The organism is Streptomyces sp. NBC_00271, assembly GCF_036178845.1.
Taxonomy (GTDB): domain Bacteria; phylum Actinomycetota; class Actinomycetes; order Streptomycetales; family Streptomycetaceae; genus Streptomyces.
In genome coordinates this window covers 8,672,023-8,685,605 of record NZ_CP108070.1, presented here as the reverse complement: position 1 = coordinate 8,685,605, position 13,583 = coordinate 8,672,023, and the positions used below count along the sequence as shown (strand labels likewise).

The 13,583-nt window shown below is 71.3% G+C and carries 15 protein-coding genes; 7 read left to right on the top strand and 8 right to left on the bottom strand.

Annotated features, from left to right (window positions below; genetic code table 11):
* Positions 1–35 precede the first annotated feature (35 nt).
* Entirely contained in the window at positions 36–473 is a 438-nt protein-coding gene (locus tag OG798_RS39255; protein ID WP_328758522.1) for an ATP-binding protein, read from the bottom strand.
* Positions 474–587: 114 nt separating this feature from the next.
* Here OG798_RS39255 and OG798_RS39250 point away from each other — a divergent pair, with 114 nt between their 5' ends.
* Together OG798_RS39250 and OG798_RS39245 are read left to right on the top strand one after the other, a co-directional pair.
* The gene (locus OG798_RS39250) at positions 588–1,424 is read left to right on the top strand and encodes a helix-turn-helix domain-containing protein (protein WP_328758521.1); all 837 of its coding nucleotides are present in this window, start codon (positions 588–590) and stop codon (positions 1,422–1,424) included.
* Complete coding sequence (locus OG798_RS39245) at positions 1,421–1,690, top strand: DUF397 domain-containing protein (RefSeq protein WP_328758519.1); 270 nt, start codon at positions 1,421–1,423, stop codon at positions 1,688–1,690. Before OG798_RS39250 ends, OG798_RS39245 begins: the two co-directional genes overlap by 4 nt.
* On the opposite strand, the gene OG798_RS39240 is transcribed toward OG798_RS39245, so the two are convergent.
* The 3 genes from OG798_RS39240 to OG798_RS39230 all read right to left on the bottom strand — a co-directional run bounded on the left by OG798_RS39240 (position 1,612) and on the right by OG798_RS39230 (position 4,807).
* Positions 1,612–2,949 (bottom strand): MFS transporter, encoded by a 1,338-nt coding sequence (locus OG798_RS39240; RefSeq protein WP_328758518.1) that lies wholly within the window; start codon positions 2,947–2,949, stop codon positions 1,612–1,614. The two genes, OG798_RS39245 and OG798_RS39240, sit on opposite strands and share 79 nt — an antisense overlap.
* On the bottom strand, positions 2,946–3,632 hold the full coding sequence (locus OG798_RS39235; protein ID WP_267063094.1) for an ArsR/SmtB family transcription factor: 687 nt from the start codon (positions 3,630–3,632) through the stop codon (positions 2,946–2,948). Before OG798_RS39235 ends, OG798_RS39240 begins: the two co-directional genes overlap by 4 nt.
* Before the next feature lie 80 nt (positions 3,633–3,712).
* Entirely contained in the window at positions 3,713–4,807 is a 1,095-nt protein-coding gene (locus tag OG798_RS39230; RefSeq protein WP_267063093.1) for an alanine racemase, read from the bottom strand.
* Between the two features lie 146 nt (positions 4,808–4,953).
* Between OG798_RS39230 and OG798_RS39225 the strand changes: the two genes are divergently transcribed.
* A complete protein-coding gene (locus OG798_RS39225; RefSeq protein ID WP_099920084.1) occupies positions 4,954–5,547 on the top strand; it encodes a TetR/AcrR family transcriptional regulator in 594 nt (197 codons plus the stop codon).
* Complete coding sequence (locus OG798_RS39220) at positions 5,540–6,388, top strand: alpha/beta hydrolase (protein ID WP_328758515.1); 849 nt, start codon at positions 5,540–5,542, stop codon at positions 6,386–6,388. Before OG798_RS39225 ends, OG798_RS39220 begins: the two co-directional genes overlap by 8 nt.
* Before the next feature lie 21 nt (positions 6,389–6,409).
* Here the strand turns inward: OG798_RS39220 and OG798_RS39215 are convergent, their stop codons facing one another.
* A complete protein-coding gene (locus OG798_RS39215; protein ID WP_328758514.1) occupies positions 6,410–6,916 on the bottom strand; it encodes a CAP domain-containing protein in 507 nt (168 codons plus the stop codon).
* 510 nt (positions 6,917–7,426) lie between these two features.
* Between OG798_RS39215 and OG798_RS39210 the strand changes: the two genes are divergently transcribed.
* Positions 7,427–8,074, top strand: a complete 648-nt coding sequence (locus OG798_RS39210; RefSeq protein WP_267063091.1) for an HD domain-containing protein — start codon at positions 7,427–7,429, stop codon at positions 8,072–8,074.
* An 8-nt stretch (positions 8,075–8,082) separates the two neighbouring features.
* On the top strand, positions 8,083–9,072 hold the full coding sequence (locus OG798_RS39205; RefSeq protein WP_267063090.1) for a GlxA family transcriptional regulator: 990 nt from the start codon (positions 8,083–8,085) through the stop codon (positions 9,070–9,072).
* A gap of 65 nt (positions 9,073–9,137) precedes the next feature.
* On the opposite strand, the gene OG798_RS39200 is transcribed toward OG798_RS39205, so the two are convergent.
* On the bottom strand, positions 9,138–9,902 hold the full coding sequence (locus OG798_RS39200; RefSeq protein WP_328758513.1) for an isocitrate lyase/PEP mutase family protein: 765 nt from the start codon (positions 9,900–9,902) through the stop codon (positions 9,138–9,140).
* Between the two features lie 31 nt (positions 9,903–9,933).
* Positions 9,934–10,392 carry a hypothetical protein gene (locus OG798_RS39195; RefSeq protein WP_095852009.1) on the bottom strand — a complete coding sequence of 153 codons (459 nt, stop codon included), beginning with the start codon at positions 10,390–10,392 and terminating at the stop codon, positions 9,934–9,936.
* Positions 10,393–10,498: 106 nt separating this feature from the next.
* Between OG798_RS39195 and OG798_RS39190 the strand changes: the two genes are divergently transcribed.
* Positions 10,499–11,899, top strand: coding sequence for a hypothetical protein (locus tag OG798_RS39190; RefSeq protein ID WP_328758512.1), 1,401 nt, complete (start codon positions 10,499–10,501; stop codon positions 11,897–11,899).
* Here the strand turns inward: OG798_RS39190 and OG798_RS39185 are convergent.
* Complete coding sequence (locus OG798_RS39185; protein WP_328758511.1) at positions 11,844–13,559, bottom strand: DUF2264 domain-containing protein; 1,716 nt, start codon at positions 13,557–13,559, stop codon at positions 11,844–11,846. The genes OG798_RS39190 and OG798_RS39185 overlap by 56 nt on opposite strands.
* Positions 13,560–13,583 lie beyond the last annotated feature (24 nt).

Here is a 13,583-nt window from a genome sequence, read left to right as displayed (position 1 = left end):
GATGGGGACGAGTCGACTCACCACTCCCACCTCAACTACCCACCCAGGCCCGCCAGTAGCTCCGCCCACACCACCTTGTACGCCATCCCGATCCGGGGCTCCACACCCCACCGCTCGGCCAGCGCCGCGACGATCACCAGCCCGCGCCCGCCTTCGCCGTCCGGCTCCCGCAGCACCGGCAGCCGCTCGGTGCGCCCGTCGGCGACCTCCACGCGTACGACGCCTTCGCGCAGCACCAGCCGTACGCGGAAGCTGCGCCCGCGCACGCTCCCGTGCCGTACGGCGTTCGCGGCCAGCTCGGCCACGACCAGGCTCACGTCTTCGTTCGCCGCACTGTCGTACGCGAATCCCCACACGTCCATCCGGTTCGCGACCAGCCGCCGCGCGAGCCGGGCGCCTCGCGGCGTGCAGCTGAAGAGCTGCGTGAACGTACGTACGGTGACCGGTTCTTGGGCCCGGATGTCTCCTTGCATGGCCCAACGGTCCCGGGGATCACGGGCGTCGACCAGCGACGCCACTCGTACGCCGGGTTCTGTAGGAGTTCACGCTATGGACAGTACGAGTCACTTTCCGTGACCATACCCGTCATGACCAACAGCACCACGAACGAGCCCGAACCGTCGGACAGTCTGAAGACGTTCGGCCTGGTCCACAAGGCCTGCCGCAAGCGGGCGGGGCTGACGCAGGAGGAGTTCGCTCCCCTCGTGGGGTACCAGCCGTCCACGGTGGCGTCGATCGAACAGGGGAGACGACTGCCGCCGCGGGCGTATGTGGAGCGGGCGGAGGAGGTGTTGGATGCGTTCGGTGTGCTGCGGGCGGCAGCGAAGTACGCTACGCGGCAGCCGGGTTTGGCTTCCTGGTTCCGCGAGTGGGCGGAGCTGGAGGAGCAGGCGGTCACTCTGCACACGTACGAATGCCGCGTCGTTCCGGGCCTGTTGCAGACCGATACGTACGCCCGGGCGGTGATCTGGAGCGTGCCGCCGCTGCCCACCGAGGAACAGGTCGAGCAACGTGTGGCCGCGCGGCTGGCCCGTCAGGAGTTACTCAGCGCGCGCAGCGAGCCCCCGACTGCGTTCAGCTTCATCATCGAGCAGGCTGTGCTGGATCGCCGCACTGGCGGGGACGACGTCACGCGGGAGCTGATTGACCACCTACTGGAGGTCAACAACAGCCACTGGAATGTCGAGTTGCAGCTGATGCCCCGCCAGCAGAATACGCACGCAGGTCTCGACGGTCCTGTACAGCTGTTGGAGACCCCTGAGAACGAGTGGTTCGCCTACTCGGAGGGCCAGCAGACCGGGGTTCTCATCTCCGACCGGAAACACATCAGCTTGATCCAGCAGCGGTATGCCAAGATGCGCTCACAGGCTCTCACGCCCGAAGATTCCGCGAGCCTGCTCCGGGAGATGCGAGGAGCGCTATGAGCACCACCACAACCGAACTCGCCTGGTTCAAGAGCACCTACAGCGGCTCCCAAGGCGACGACTGCGTCGAAGTAGCCCTCTCCTGGCGCAAGTCGACCTACAGCAGCGGCAGTCAGGGCGATTGCGTCGAGGTCGCCACCTGCCCCACCACCATCCACATCCGCGACTCCAAGCACACCCCCGGCCCTCAACTCGCCCTCTCCCCCACCACCTGGACCGCGTTCGTGGAGTTCGCCTCGCGCGAGGGCGTGGACCGGTCCCGCTGAATCCACAGCACGGCGCCCGCCAGCAGCACGGCACCCCCAAGTAGCCACGGCAGCGGCCCTGCCGGAAGCACCCCGACGACCAGACCACTGAGCGCCCCCACGAGTTGGAGGGCCAGGGACTGGACGGACAACGCCGTGGCGCGCCCGGCGCTGGGGACACGGCGGTGCAGGAGCTCGTTCTCGCTGGGCGCCGCCGCGCCGATGCCGAGGTAGACGAGGGCGTAACCGCCGGCGGCGAGGACCATGGCGAACGGCGCCGTGGACACCGCCGTGGCGCCGAGCAGAAGCAGCCCGCTCGCCCCGGCGCCGAGGCTCACCAGGACCGCGCGCTCGCCGCTGCCCGCGAGCCGGGCCGTGAGCGGAGCGAGGTGGCTGCCGACGCCGGAACTGACGAAGCCGAGGCAGGCGATGACGGCGTAGAGGACGGCGCCGGACTCCGTGGCGCCGGTGAGGGCGGCGGCGCGGCCGGGGGTGAGGAGTTCGAGCGCGGCCAGGGCGCAGCCGGTGGCCCCGGCGCTGAGGAACACGCGCCGGACGAGCGCGTCCCGTGCGCCCAGCCGCAGTCCGCCCACGACGGTGGCCGGGATGCCGTGGAGGACGTCGCGGAGGGTGGTCTTCGCGCGAGGCGGCTCGCGCAGGGCGGTCAGGACGTACAGCACGAAGACGACCTCCACCACCGCGCCGAGGAGCAGCGGGACGGAGAGGGGCAGTACGAGCCCGGAGGTCGCCGCGTCCAGTCGGGCCCCGAGGTCGGGGCCGAGTCCGAGGAGCCAGGGCAGGGCGCCGCCGAGGAGCGTGCCGATGGCGAGCGCGGCGGAGGTCGCGGAGCCGCCGCGGGCGAGTCCCGTACGGAGGTCGGCGTCGGGGCCGGCGTGGGCGTGGACGGTGTCGACGTACCAGGCTTCGGCGGGGCCGCTGGACAGGGCGCGGGCCGTGCCCATGAGGACCATGCCGAGGGTGAGGACCCAGGCGGTGGTGCCCAGGGCCTGGAGGGTCAGGGCGGTCAGGTTCAGCAGCCCGGCGGCGGCCAGGACGGCGCGGCGGCCGAGTACGTCGGAGAGTCCTCCGGTGGGGAGTTCGAGCGCGGCGGCGGTGAGGGAGTGGGCGGCGAAGAAGCCCGCGATGGCGGCCATGGTCATGCCCCGCTCGGTGAAGAGCAGGATGAGGGGAGCGATGGTCAGCCCCGCGGGCAGCCAGAAGAGAGCGCAGGCCGTGACGTAACGGCGGCGGGCGGTGTGTAAGTCCGGCGACGTGGTCATGACCCGGAACCACCCTCGGTCCCCGACCCCGCCGTACCCGGCTCCTCTCCTCCCGGCTCGTCTCTTCCCGGCTCGTCTCTTCCCGGCTCCGCGTCCGGCCCGCGCGTCGCCAGCGGCAGCCCCGCGGCGACGAACACGACCCGCTCGGCCCGCGGATCCTGCGCGTCGCGCGCGGCCAGTTCCTCCAGCTTCCGGTCGATCATCTCCCAGAGTTCGGAGAGCGATTCGGGAGTCAGACGGGGCATCAGGTCGGTGATCCCGGACGGCTCGACCCACTCCTGGCCCAACCGCCCTTCGGCGACATCCGCCTCGTACCGTACGAGCGACGCCTCCAGGTGCTCGATCTGGCGCCTGCGCGACAGGCTCACGAAGTCGCGACTGGCCGGAGAGTCCTCCATGGCCTTGTTGCTCCAGGAGGTCACGGAGTGCACCGCCTGCCAGCGGCGCTCCCGCCCGTCCCGGTGCGCGGCCTCGGCGACGAACGCGTACTTCGCCAGAACCCGCAGGTGATAGCTGGTGGACGCGGACGACTCCCCCGTCCTGACCGCGAGTTCACTCGCGGTGGCCGGACCGTCCTGTCGCAACATCCCGAGCAGCCGGATACGCAGAGGGTGCGTGAGGGCCTTCAGGGCCCCGGCGTCCCGCTCGGGATCGAGTACGCGTTTGTGCTCGTCGCTGACCATGCCGGGAGCCTAGAGCGCACCGGACACTTTCCAAAAGTATTTTTGCAGAATTTATTTGGCAATCATGGCGATCACGGCGATCAGGTGTTGGCGCCGCGTGCCGCCACCCGCCAGCGGTCCAGTTCCACGCCCTGTCGGGCGATCACCAGCTCGTCCGCGAGGTTCACCGGCTGGCAGACGTGGTTGGGAACGACGGCGAGTACCGCGCCGAGGCGGGGGGCGGGTACGCCTTCCGGGAGGTGGACCACCGCGTGGTGCTCCCAGAGGGCGGTGATCGTGGCCGCGGGGTACCGCGGGAGATAGCCGTGGCCGGTCACCCACGCGGAGCGGTCCGCACCGAGGACCTTGCTGCCCGCGTCGAGGACGAAACGGTCCGGGGCGGGGACACTGATGACCGTCGAGGCGGCCGCGAGGGCCAGGTCGTCGACGCCGCAGCAGCCCATGGCCAGTTGCTGGGCGTCGTTGAAGACGTAGACACCGGGACGGAGTTCGTCGACCGGGCCGGGGCGCCAGCGACCCGCCGTCGGAGTCGAGCCACCGCTCAACACCCGAGGTTCCAGGCCCAGTTCGCGCAGAGCCTCCGCCGCCTCGGACAGGGCCCGCTCCTCGTCGCGGGCTGCCCGCTCCCGGGCCTCGGGGTCATGGCCGTACCCGTGTCCGGGGAAGGTGAACGCGCCGAGCACGCTCAGCCCGGCGTCCGACGCGGCGCGGGCCACCCGGCCCGCGTCCGCGGCCGGCACCCCGGTCCGTGCCGTCCCGCAGTCCACCTCGACCAGGACCTCCACCGCGCGGTCACTCCCCCGCACCGCGTCCCCCAGCCGCCGCGCCGCCGCCACCGAGTCGACGCCGACCCGCAGCGCGACCACGTCGGCCAGTCGGCGCAGGCGCCGCGCCCTGCTCTCGTCCGGCCAGAGCGGATAGGCGATGAACAGGTCGTCCACGCCCGCCGCCGCGAACGCCTCCGCCTCGCTCAGGGTCGCCACCGACAGTCCGCGCGCACCCGCCCGGAGCTGCCGCCCCGCGATCTCCGCGCACTTGTGGCTCTTGGCGTGCGGCCGGAGAGCGAAGCCGCCGGTCCTGGCGGCCTCGGCCATGCGGGCGATGTTCCGGTCCAGTACGTCGGCGTCCACGACCAGCGCGGGCGTGACGAGCCCTTCGGGCAGTTGCTCAAGCATCACTACGTCCTCCCCGCATCACCACGTCCCCCAGTCCGCTACAGCCTCTCACTCCCCACGTGCCTGTGTATATTAGGTCCCTGCCTAGGACTCCTAGGTAATCAGCAAGGCAACCCAGCCAAGCCAGTGCTCCAGAGGTGGTCCCCATGGCCCGTGCCGGGCTCACGGCCGACCGTGTCGTCGAGGCCGCGGCCGATCTCGCCGACGAGGTCGGGTTCGAGAACGTCACCCTGTCCGCGCTGGCGCGCCGATTCGGGGTGAAGGACGCGAGCCTGTACTCGCACGTCAAGAACCTGCAGGATCTGCGGACGCGGGTCGCGCTGCTGGCCGCGGGCGAGATGATCGACGGGATCGCCACGGCGGTCGCGGGGCGGGCCGGCAAGGACGCCCTCGTCGCCTTCGCGGGCGCCTACCGGACGTACGCGCTCGCTCACCCCGGCCGCTACGCCGCCACGCACACCCCGGTCGACCCCGCCGTCGGGGCCGCGTCCGACGCGTTCCGGCGTACCGCCGAGATCACCTACGGCATGCTCCACGCGTACGGCCTGTCCGAGCCGGACCTCACCGACGCCGTACGGCTGTTGCGCAGCACCTTCCATGGTTTCTGCGCTCTGGAGGCGATCGGCGGCTTTCACGCCGCCAGGGACGTGCAGACCTCGTGGGAGCGGGCCCTCGACGGCCTGCACACGGCCCTGGAGCACTGGCCACGGAGCGAGCGGAAGGAAGAGGATCATGCGTGACAGGCACTACGACCAGCGCTACGACGGGCACTACGACGTGCGGGGCAGCGGGCCCCTGCTGCTGGTCATTCCCGGCGGGGCCGGTCACCCCATGGGGCTGGACGGCGCCGTCGCACGCCTTTCCGAGCGGTTCACCGTGGTGACGTACGACCCGCTCGGGCTGTCCCGCGGCCCGCTCGACGGGCCGGTCGGGGACCAGCGGGTGGAGGCGTGGAGCGACCGCGCCCACCAGCTGCTCGACTCCCTCCTCCCGGACGGCGAGTCCGCCTGCGTCTTCGGGAGCAGCTCCGGTGGGATCGTCGCCCTCGACCTGCTGGCCCGGTACCCGGAGCGGCTGCGGCGCGTGGTCGCGCACGAGCCGCCGAGCATCGGAGTGCTGCCGGACGCGGCCCGGCAGCACACGATGATCACAGAGGTGTACGAGATCCACCGTACGGAGGGGGTGGCGGCAGCGACGGCCAGGCTCAACGCCGGTCTGGAGGGCCGGAGTTGGGAGCCCGGTCCACGCCCCGCGTCTACTGCCGCCGACGGCGGCGAGAGCGCGCGGAGCGAGCAGAACATGCCGGACTCCCGAGAGACGCAGAACACGCCCATGGACATCTTCCTCGGCCGCGTCCTACGCCCTTTCACCTCCCATGCCCTGGATCTGGACGCCCTGAAGGGTCTGTCCTCCCGGCTCACGCTCGGTGCCGGAAGCGATTCACGGGGTCAACTCCCCTATCGCACGGCCTCGTTGCTCGCCGATCTCAGCGGCAGCGACTTCGTCGAGTTCCCCGGGGGTCACCTCGGCGTCCTCCAGCACCCGGTCGCCTTCGCGGACCGGCTGGCCGAGGCGCTCTGAGTCGCCCGGCAGAGGGAGGGATCAACCTGGCGCCGCGAAGAGCTGCACTGTGTACTTTCCGCTGACGGCAACGCCGGTGTCCTTGAACGAGCAGTTGACGATGTTGCCCTTGTGGCCCCCGCTGCCCATCCAGCCGTCGACGACCTGCTTGGCGCTGGTGTCACCCCAGGACATGTTCTCCGCTGAAGGCCCCGCGTTGTAGCCGGCGTCCTTGATGCGCTGTTGCGGCGAGGAGCCGTCGGAGCCTGTGTGCGTGGTGATGTTGTTCTTGGCGGCGTCGTCCGCGAAGACCTTGGCGGCGTGGGTCAGCTGCGCGTTCTCGTGGAGTGCGGGGCAGTTGGCCTTTTCGCGTTCGGCGTTGACCAGTTGCAGGACCTCGCCGGGCGAGGTCTGCAGGGCGCGCGGCACGGCGGCGGGGACGGTGACCGTCGCCGCGGCGCCTGCGGCGGCCGCCCCGGTGAGCACCAGCAGAGGGGCCGCACACGCGGCAACGCAGACACGACGTATTCGATTGCTCTTGGTTCGCACGGGATTCCCTTTCGTCAGGGGCGGTCGGCAGTTCCCCGACATCGCATGCGACGCGACGCGAGGAACGTGACGGCACCCTCCCCGCCCTTGGCCGTCACCAGCCCGCGGCCTCTTTCGCCGCTCGGGTGAGGGGCATGACAACGCCTCCTCGTACAACATCCACACTAAGCCCCACCACGCGGGCCCACGACTCGGGCGGTCCCCCGGCGACACCGGGGGACCAACTCACCTTCTCCGCCCATGTGTTGAGAAGCCGCGCGACCGCGTATGCGTGACGAATGCCGGGACGGCGGCAGCGGTGGCGACTCCGATGCGAAGGCCTCCCTGTCGACCGCCCTGTGCGTGCCGGTTCACCGTGGTACTTCGATCGGGGAACCGTGATCAGGGGCCCATGTCGGTATCTGTGGGTTGGACGTCGTGATCGCCATGGCAAGGCGGAGACCACCGGTGCCAACCTGGAGATGGCAGCGCCGACCGGACGGCGACATACACCCAGGAAAGGTGGACAAGATGGGAATCGATCGTGCTGGGGCGGCGAACGTGGACGTGCCTGCGACGAAGCCGGCCCGAGAGGCGACGGAGCTGATCCGTGACACCACGAGTGAGCTCATCTACCACCACTCGCGCCGGGTGTACTTCTTCGGCAGCCTGCAGGGGCGCAACCGCGGCCTGAGTTTCGACCCGGAGCTCCTCTACATCGCCGCCATGTTCCACGACGTGGGCCTGGGTGAGACCTTCCGTGACAGCGGCCGCCGCTTCGAAGTGGACGGCGCCGACGAAGCGAGGCGGTTCCTGCAGGCGCACGGGATTCCGGAGGACAGTGTCCGCCGCGTGTGGACGGCGATCGCCCTGCACACCACTCCCGGGATACCGGAGTTCATGGAGCCGGAGGTGGCCCTGGTCACCGCCGGGGTGGAGTACGACGTACTGGGCATCGGATACGACGCAATCCCGGAGGCGGACCGGGCCGAGATCGTGGCCCTGCACCCCCGCCCCGACTTCAAGCACGGGATCCTGCAGGCGTTCCACGACGGTATCCGCCGCAAGCCGGAGACGACGTTCGGCAACGTGAAGGCCGACGTTCTGGAGCACTTCGACCCGGACTTCCAGCGCGGTGACTTCGTCCGTACGATCCTCGACTCACCCTGGAAGGAGTAGTCCCGCCGGTGTCCCGCCACAGTCACACGGTCGCCGTCATCGCCTTCGACGCCGTCCAGCTCCTGGATGTCTCCGGCCCGGTCGAGGTCTTCACGACCGCCAATCGCTACGGTGCGCACTACGACGTCCGCGTCGTCTCACCCACCGGTGCCGGCGTCGTCACCTCATCGGGACTGGTGCTCGGCGTCAACGGCTCGGTTTCCTCGCTGCCCCGCCGGATCGGCACCCTGCTGGTCCCGGGGAGGAGGGACTGGCGGGCGGCCGTCGGCGACACGGACCTGGTGGAGTCGGTCAGGCACCTGACCGATCGGGCCGAGCGCGTGACCTCCGTGTGCGCGGGGGCGTTCGTTCTCGCCGCGACCGGTGTCCTGGACGGTCGGCGCGCCGCCACGCACTGGGAGCTCGCCCCGGACCTGGCGGCCGCCTTCCCAGGGATACGGGTGGAGAGCGATCCTCTCTTCGTCCGGGACGGCCACGTCGTCACATCGGCCGGCGTCACGGCGGGCATCGACCTCGCGCTGTCCCTGGTCGAAGAGGACTGGGGGGCCGAGGTGGCGCGCAGCGTGGCCAGGCAACTGGTCGTCTTCATGGCCAGGCCCGGCGGACAGGCCCAGTTCAGCACCCGACTGCTCTCATGTCAGCCTCGGCACTCGGCGGTGAGACGCGTACTGGATCACGTCAGTGCGGACCCTTCGGCCGAGCACACCCTCGACTCCTTGGCCGCTGTGAGCGGGGTGAGCGCCCGACACCTGGGGCGGCTCTTCCGTACCGAGATCGGCATGTCTCCCGGCCAATATGTCGAATCCAGCAGGGTCGAAGCCGCTCAAGCTCTCCTCGAAGGGGGCAGCGGCACGGTGGAGGAAGTGGCGCAGCAGGCCGGATTCGGCTCCTCGGAGTCCCTGCGCCGAGTCTTTCAGCACACCTTCGGTGTCTCTCCCACCGTGTACCGCGCCCGCTTCCGAAGCACCGCGGGCAGTCGCCGCATCGTGGCGGCCTGAGGACCCGGACCCGCCTCACCCGGTCGCGGCCGGAGCGTGCCCCGGCGCGGCCCGCACAGCCGCGCCTACCGGGCCTGCGCGCTGAGTGCCTGCACCTCGTCGTACGTCGGCGCGGTGCCCCGCGGTGGCCGGCCTGAGCGGATGTCCGCCATCGCGTCCAGCGCCGCGCCCAGAGCCCGCCGGTAGAGGTACGAGCCCAGGCTGATCCTGCGTACGCCGAGGTCGGCGAGGTGGGAGACGGGCGGGCCCGCGGGTGAGTAGAGGATGTTCAGCGGTACGTCGAGGGTCTTGAGCAGGGCGGTGACGCGGGCCGGGTCGGTCAGTCCGGGGACGAACACGCCGTCGGCGCCCGCCTGTTGGTAGGCGTCGAGACGGCGGACGGTCTCCCGCTCGTCCACACCGTCGCCGAGCCAGTGGGTGTCGGTGCGGGCGTTGACGAAGAGGTCCGGTACGGCCGCCTTGACCGCCGCGATCTTCGCCGCGTGCAGGTCGGCGGGACCGAGGCCGTCCTCCAGGTTGATGCCGACGGCTCCGGCGGCGGCCAGTTCGCGCGCCAACTCGGCGACTTCGGCCGGGCCTTGGCTGTATCCGTCCTCGGCATCGACGGACAGCAGGTAGGGGGCGCCCCCGAGCTGCCGGGCGAGCCGCACGGTCAGGTCCCGGGTCGCCGCGACCCCGTCCGGCAGTCCGGCCGCCGCGGCGACACCGAGACTCGTCGTACCGATCGCCGCGAAGCCCTGAGCGGCAAGGAGCGCGGCCGAGGCGTGGTCCCAGGCGTTGGGCAGCAGGAGGGGCGCGTCGGCGTGGTGGAGCGCGGCGAAGGGAGTCATGTCGACCTTCCGGTGCGGGAGCGGCGGGCGATCACGTCAGCTTGCCGACAGCGTCGGCGTAGTACGTCGATCCCTCGAGGTGTTCGGCCAGTTGACGGAAGCTCCACCCCTCTCCCGGGGAGTCGTCGAGTTGTTCCTCGGTCAGCGTGTCGAGCCGGTTCGCCCAGATACGGGCGAGGCGGGTGAGCCGGCTGCGCGCCTCGTCCAGGTCCTCGTGGGTGAAGGGCGCGAGGTCCGCCTGCGTCGTGCTCGCCGACGCGTGCCAGTGGTCGGGCAGTGGCTTCTCGCCCACGAGCCGGGCCTCCAGCTCGGCCAAGTGGTCGAGGAGATGGTCGGCGACACGGCGGATCGCCTTGTGCGGGGTGTAGACACGGTCGTCGACGTGTGTGGGCCTGCCGTCCCAGGCTGTCCAGGTCGCCGCCAGATCGAGGACGTGGTCGACCATGGCGACGACGCCTTCGGCCGGTTTCCGGGGTGAGGAGTTGTCCATACCGCGAACGCTAGACGCGCGATCCTTCGGCGCCCGCCGAACCGTGTCCGGTGTCGCGTCCCGAGAAGCGCGGCAGCCTTTCGCCCCGCGGTGGCGACCACCCGGCATGACCAACGCAAGACCCACCCCATCGCACCGCCGCCGCCACGTGGCCCGTAAGCCCCTGGCGGCCGGACTCGGGGCCGTCGGTGTCCTGGCCGGTGCCTGGTACGCGACCGCCACGCCGACGACGACCACGACGGCCGCCGCCCCGCAGCTCGCGGCCGTCTCGAACACCACGGTGAACCTGGCCGCCAAGTTCCCGTACCTGTCCGCGGGGTACAACAACGCCCGCGAGTGGACGCGCACCGCGACCGCCGTCGCCCCGAACGGCACTCTCCGCGTGGCCTGGCCCGCGTCCGACGGCGTCCACGTCACCCCGCTGACGGCGGCCGGGAAGCGCTCCGGCGCGGACACGGTCGTCAAGGGCACCAAGGAGGTCGGCGGCCTGGTCGCGCACAACGACGGCTTCGCGCTGCTGACCCGCGTCTCCGACACCAACAAGTGGAAGGAGACGGCGGCGGCCCTCATCCGCTACAGGAACGGCACGCAGGCCTTCCGTACGAAGCTCACGGGGACCGCCTCGCACGACACGGCTCCGCTGCTGGACGGCCAGCTCACCTGGAACGGCACCAAGTACGGCACGTACTTCGTCGTGCACGGCGCGGGCGGCTTCGCGGACGGCCACTTCGGCGACAAGCTGAGCTACGTCAGCGCCAAGGGCGCGAAACTGACGGGCGGCTGGAGCTGGGGGTGCAGCCACAACGAGGGCATCGCGCTGCACGCGGAGACGACGGGCGCGTTCACCTCCCTGTGCTTCGACGACTGGCGCTCGGGCCTGTTCGTCTCGACGGGCATCGGCGCCCCCGACAACGCACCCGCCGTGCAGCGCGAGCAGTGCTGGGCGGGCTACTGCGGCGGCACGTTCGCGGGCCGTACCGGCGACCTGGTGAAGTCCTCGACGGGCCGGTACGCCACCGCCTTCGCCTCCCGGGGCGCCGCCTCCGCGGCCAAGAACCCGGACGACGCGAGCGGGCGCGGCTGGACGGTGAAGCCGAAGACGTCGACCCACCAGGTGGCCGTCGCCTTCCTCAAGAACCGCAACACCCCGGCGGGCAAGCCGGTCCGCCTCACCAGCGCCGCAGGCACCGAGAACGTCAACGTCCACATAGCCCCCTACGGCAAGGACCGGCTCCTCGTCTCCTGGGAGTCCCTGAAGAACGCCAAGTGCTCGGCGGGCACCTGCACGGGCACCTTCACCGGCACCCACCTGCGCCTGATCGACTGGAACGGCGCCCTCAAGACGCCGGACAAGGTCGTCCAGGCGCGTATCTCCGGTGATATCGCGACCCTCAAGGACGGCACCCTGACCTGGGCGTACGCCCCCGTCACCCCGTCCTACGCGAGCGCCCTCACCGGGGCTTCACCGACCACGACGACGCTGAAGGTCGCCCGTCTGAAGCCCTGAACCGGAAGCACGTCGAGGGGCCCGAGGGCCAGCTCACGCGGACGTCGTACTCCCCCTGCCCCTCCTCCCCCTCCACCTTCACGGACACCGACTCCGTGAGGGGCAGGGGGTCCGGCTCGCCGGTGAGCCGGGCGAGGGCGACGAAGAGGGTGGCGCCGGGTCCCGTGACACCGACGGAGTCCAACAGGTTGTGCGCGGAGAGGAGTTCGGCGTGCACGCCGTCGTCCTCCGGCCATCCCGTGACGCGTACCGGCGTCCCCGGGTCCGCTCCCGCCACCAGGTGGGCCCGCACCTCCACCGCTCCCCGCGCGACGACCAGGTTCACGACCCGCGCTCCCCCACCCGCCGTGTGCCGGGAGGCCACCCAGCAGTCCCCGGCGCCCAGCGGCTCGATGTCCGTCCGGCTCGGATCGTCACCGACGATCACGCTGTTGTCGTACGACGTCGAGGGCGCGGTCGCGGTCGAGTACGCGAGCCGCGTGTAGTAGGGGTCGTAGCGGACGTCCTCGCTGCCGTGGTTGTGGAGGCGGACCAGGCCGTCCGAAGTCGTGGCCTGGAGCAGCCAGTTGGGCGGTCCGACGGGGGTGACGGCGTCGGCGCGGTCGGTCGGTCCGGGCTCCTCCCTCGCCGTCCACACCTCGTGGTCCGCCGGGAGGAGCAGGCCGACGAAGGCCTTGCTCGCCCAGTACGGGGAGGCCGGGCCCGAGTAGCCCTGCAGGACCGTCTCGTCGGGGCCGTGCCAGCCGAGGGTGAGCAGGCCCCGGTCGTCGACCGCGCCCCGGTCGAGGAAGTGACGCAGGGCGCCGGACGCCAGGCGTCGGGTCTCGCCCGGCGACAGCGGCGTACGGCCGGTGAGGGCGCCGAGCCACAGCGGGGCGGTCGTCGCGAAGCGGTAGGTGAGGGAGCGGCCCTGGCGCATCGGGGCGCCGTCGCCTCCGAACAGCCGGGCGTAGTCGGCGAGATGGCGGGAGAGCCGGCCGCCGTACAGGTCGAGGAGCCGGGTGTCGTCCGCGAGATGGGCGTGCAGCACCGGGTACAGGTGCATCGCCCAGCCGTTGTAGTAGTCGAAGGCACGGCCGGGGCCGTCGGTGTACCAGCCGTCGCCGACGTACCACTCCTCGATCCGCTCCAGGCCCCGGTCGATCGCGGCCCGCGACGCCTCGGGCTCGTGGCCGACCTCCGCCAGGAAGCCGCCGACCGTCACCGGGAACAACTCCCAGTTGCAGGCCCAGGGTTCGGCCGTCAGCGCGTCGCCGAGCCAGGCCGCGGCCCGCTGCCGCACACCGTCGTCCAGGCGGTCCCACAGCAGTGGCCGGGTGAGCCGCAGCGCGAGGGCGATCGACGCGGCCTCGACGAGGGGCTGGCTGCGGTCCTCGACGCGCGGCCAGATGCCGGCCGTGCCGGCGGCGAGTCCGTCGGCGTATCGCTCCAGGGCCTTCTCGTCGCGGCGGAAGGCGGCCAGGAGCAGGGTGCGGGCGTAGCCCTCCAGGCCGTCGGAGAGTCGGCCCGACCAGCTCGTGTGCGCACCGGGGAGGTGGTAGAGGGCGCCGTTCTCGGTGGCGTACGGGGCGACCGCGGCGAGCAGGGAGTCGGCCGCCGCCTCCCAGTGGGCGCGGGTGTAGCCGGTGTACGGGCTGAGGGTGCGGTCCTCGTCGGGCATCAGTGGCGCTCCGTGGTTCGGCGG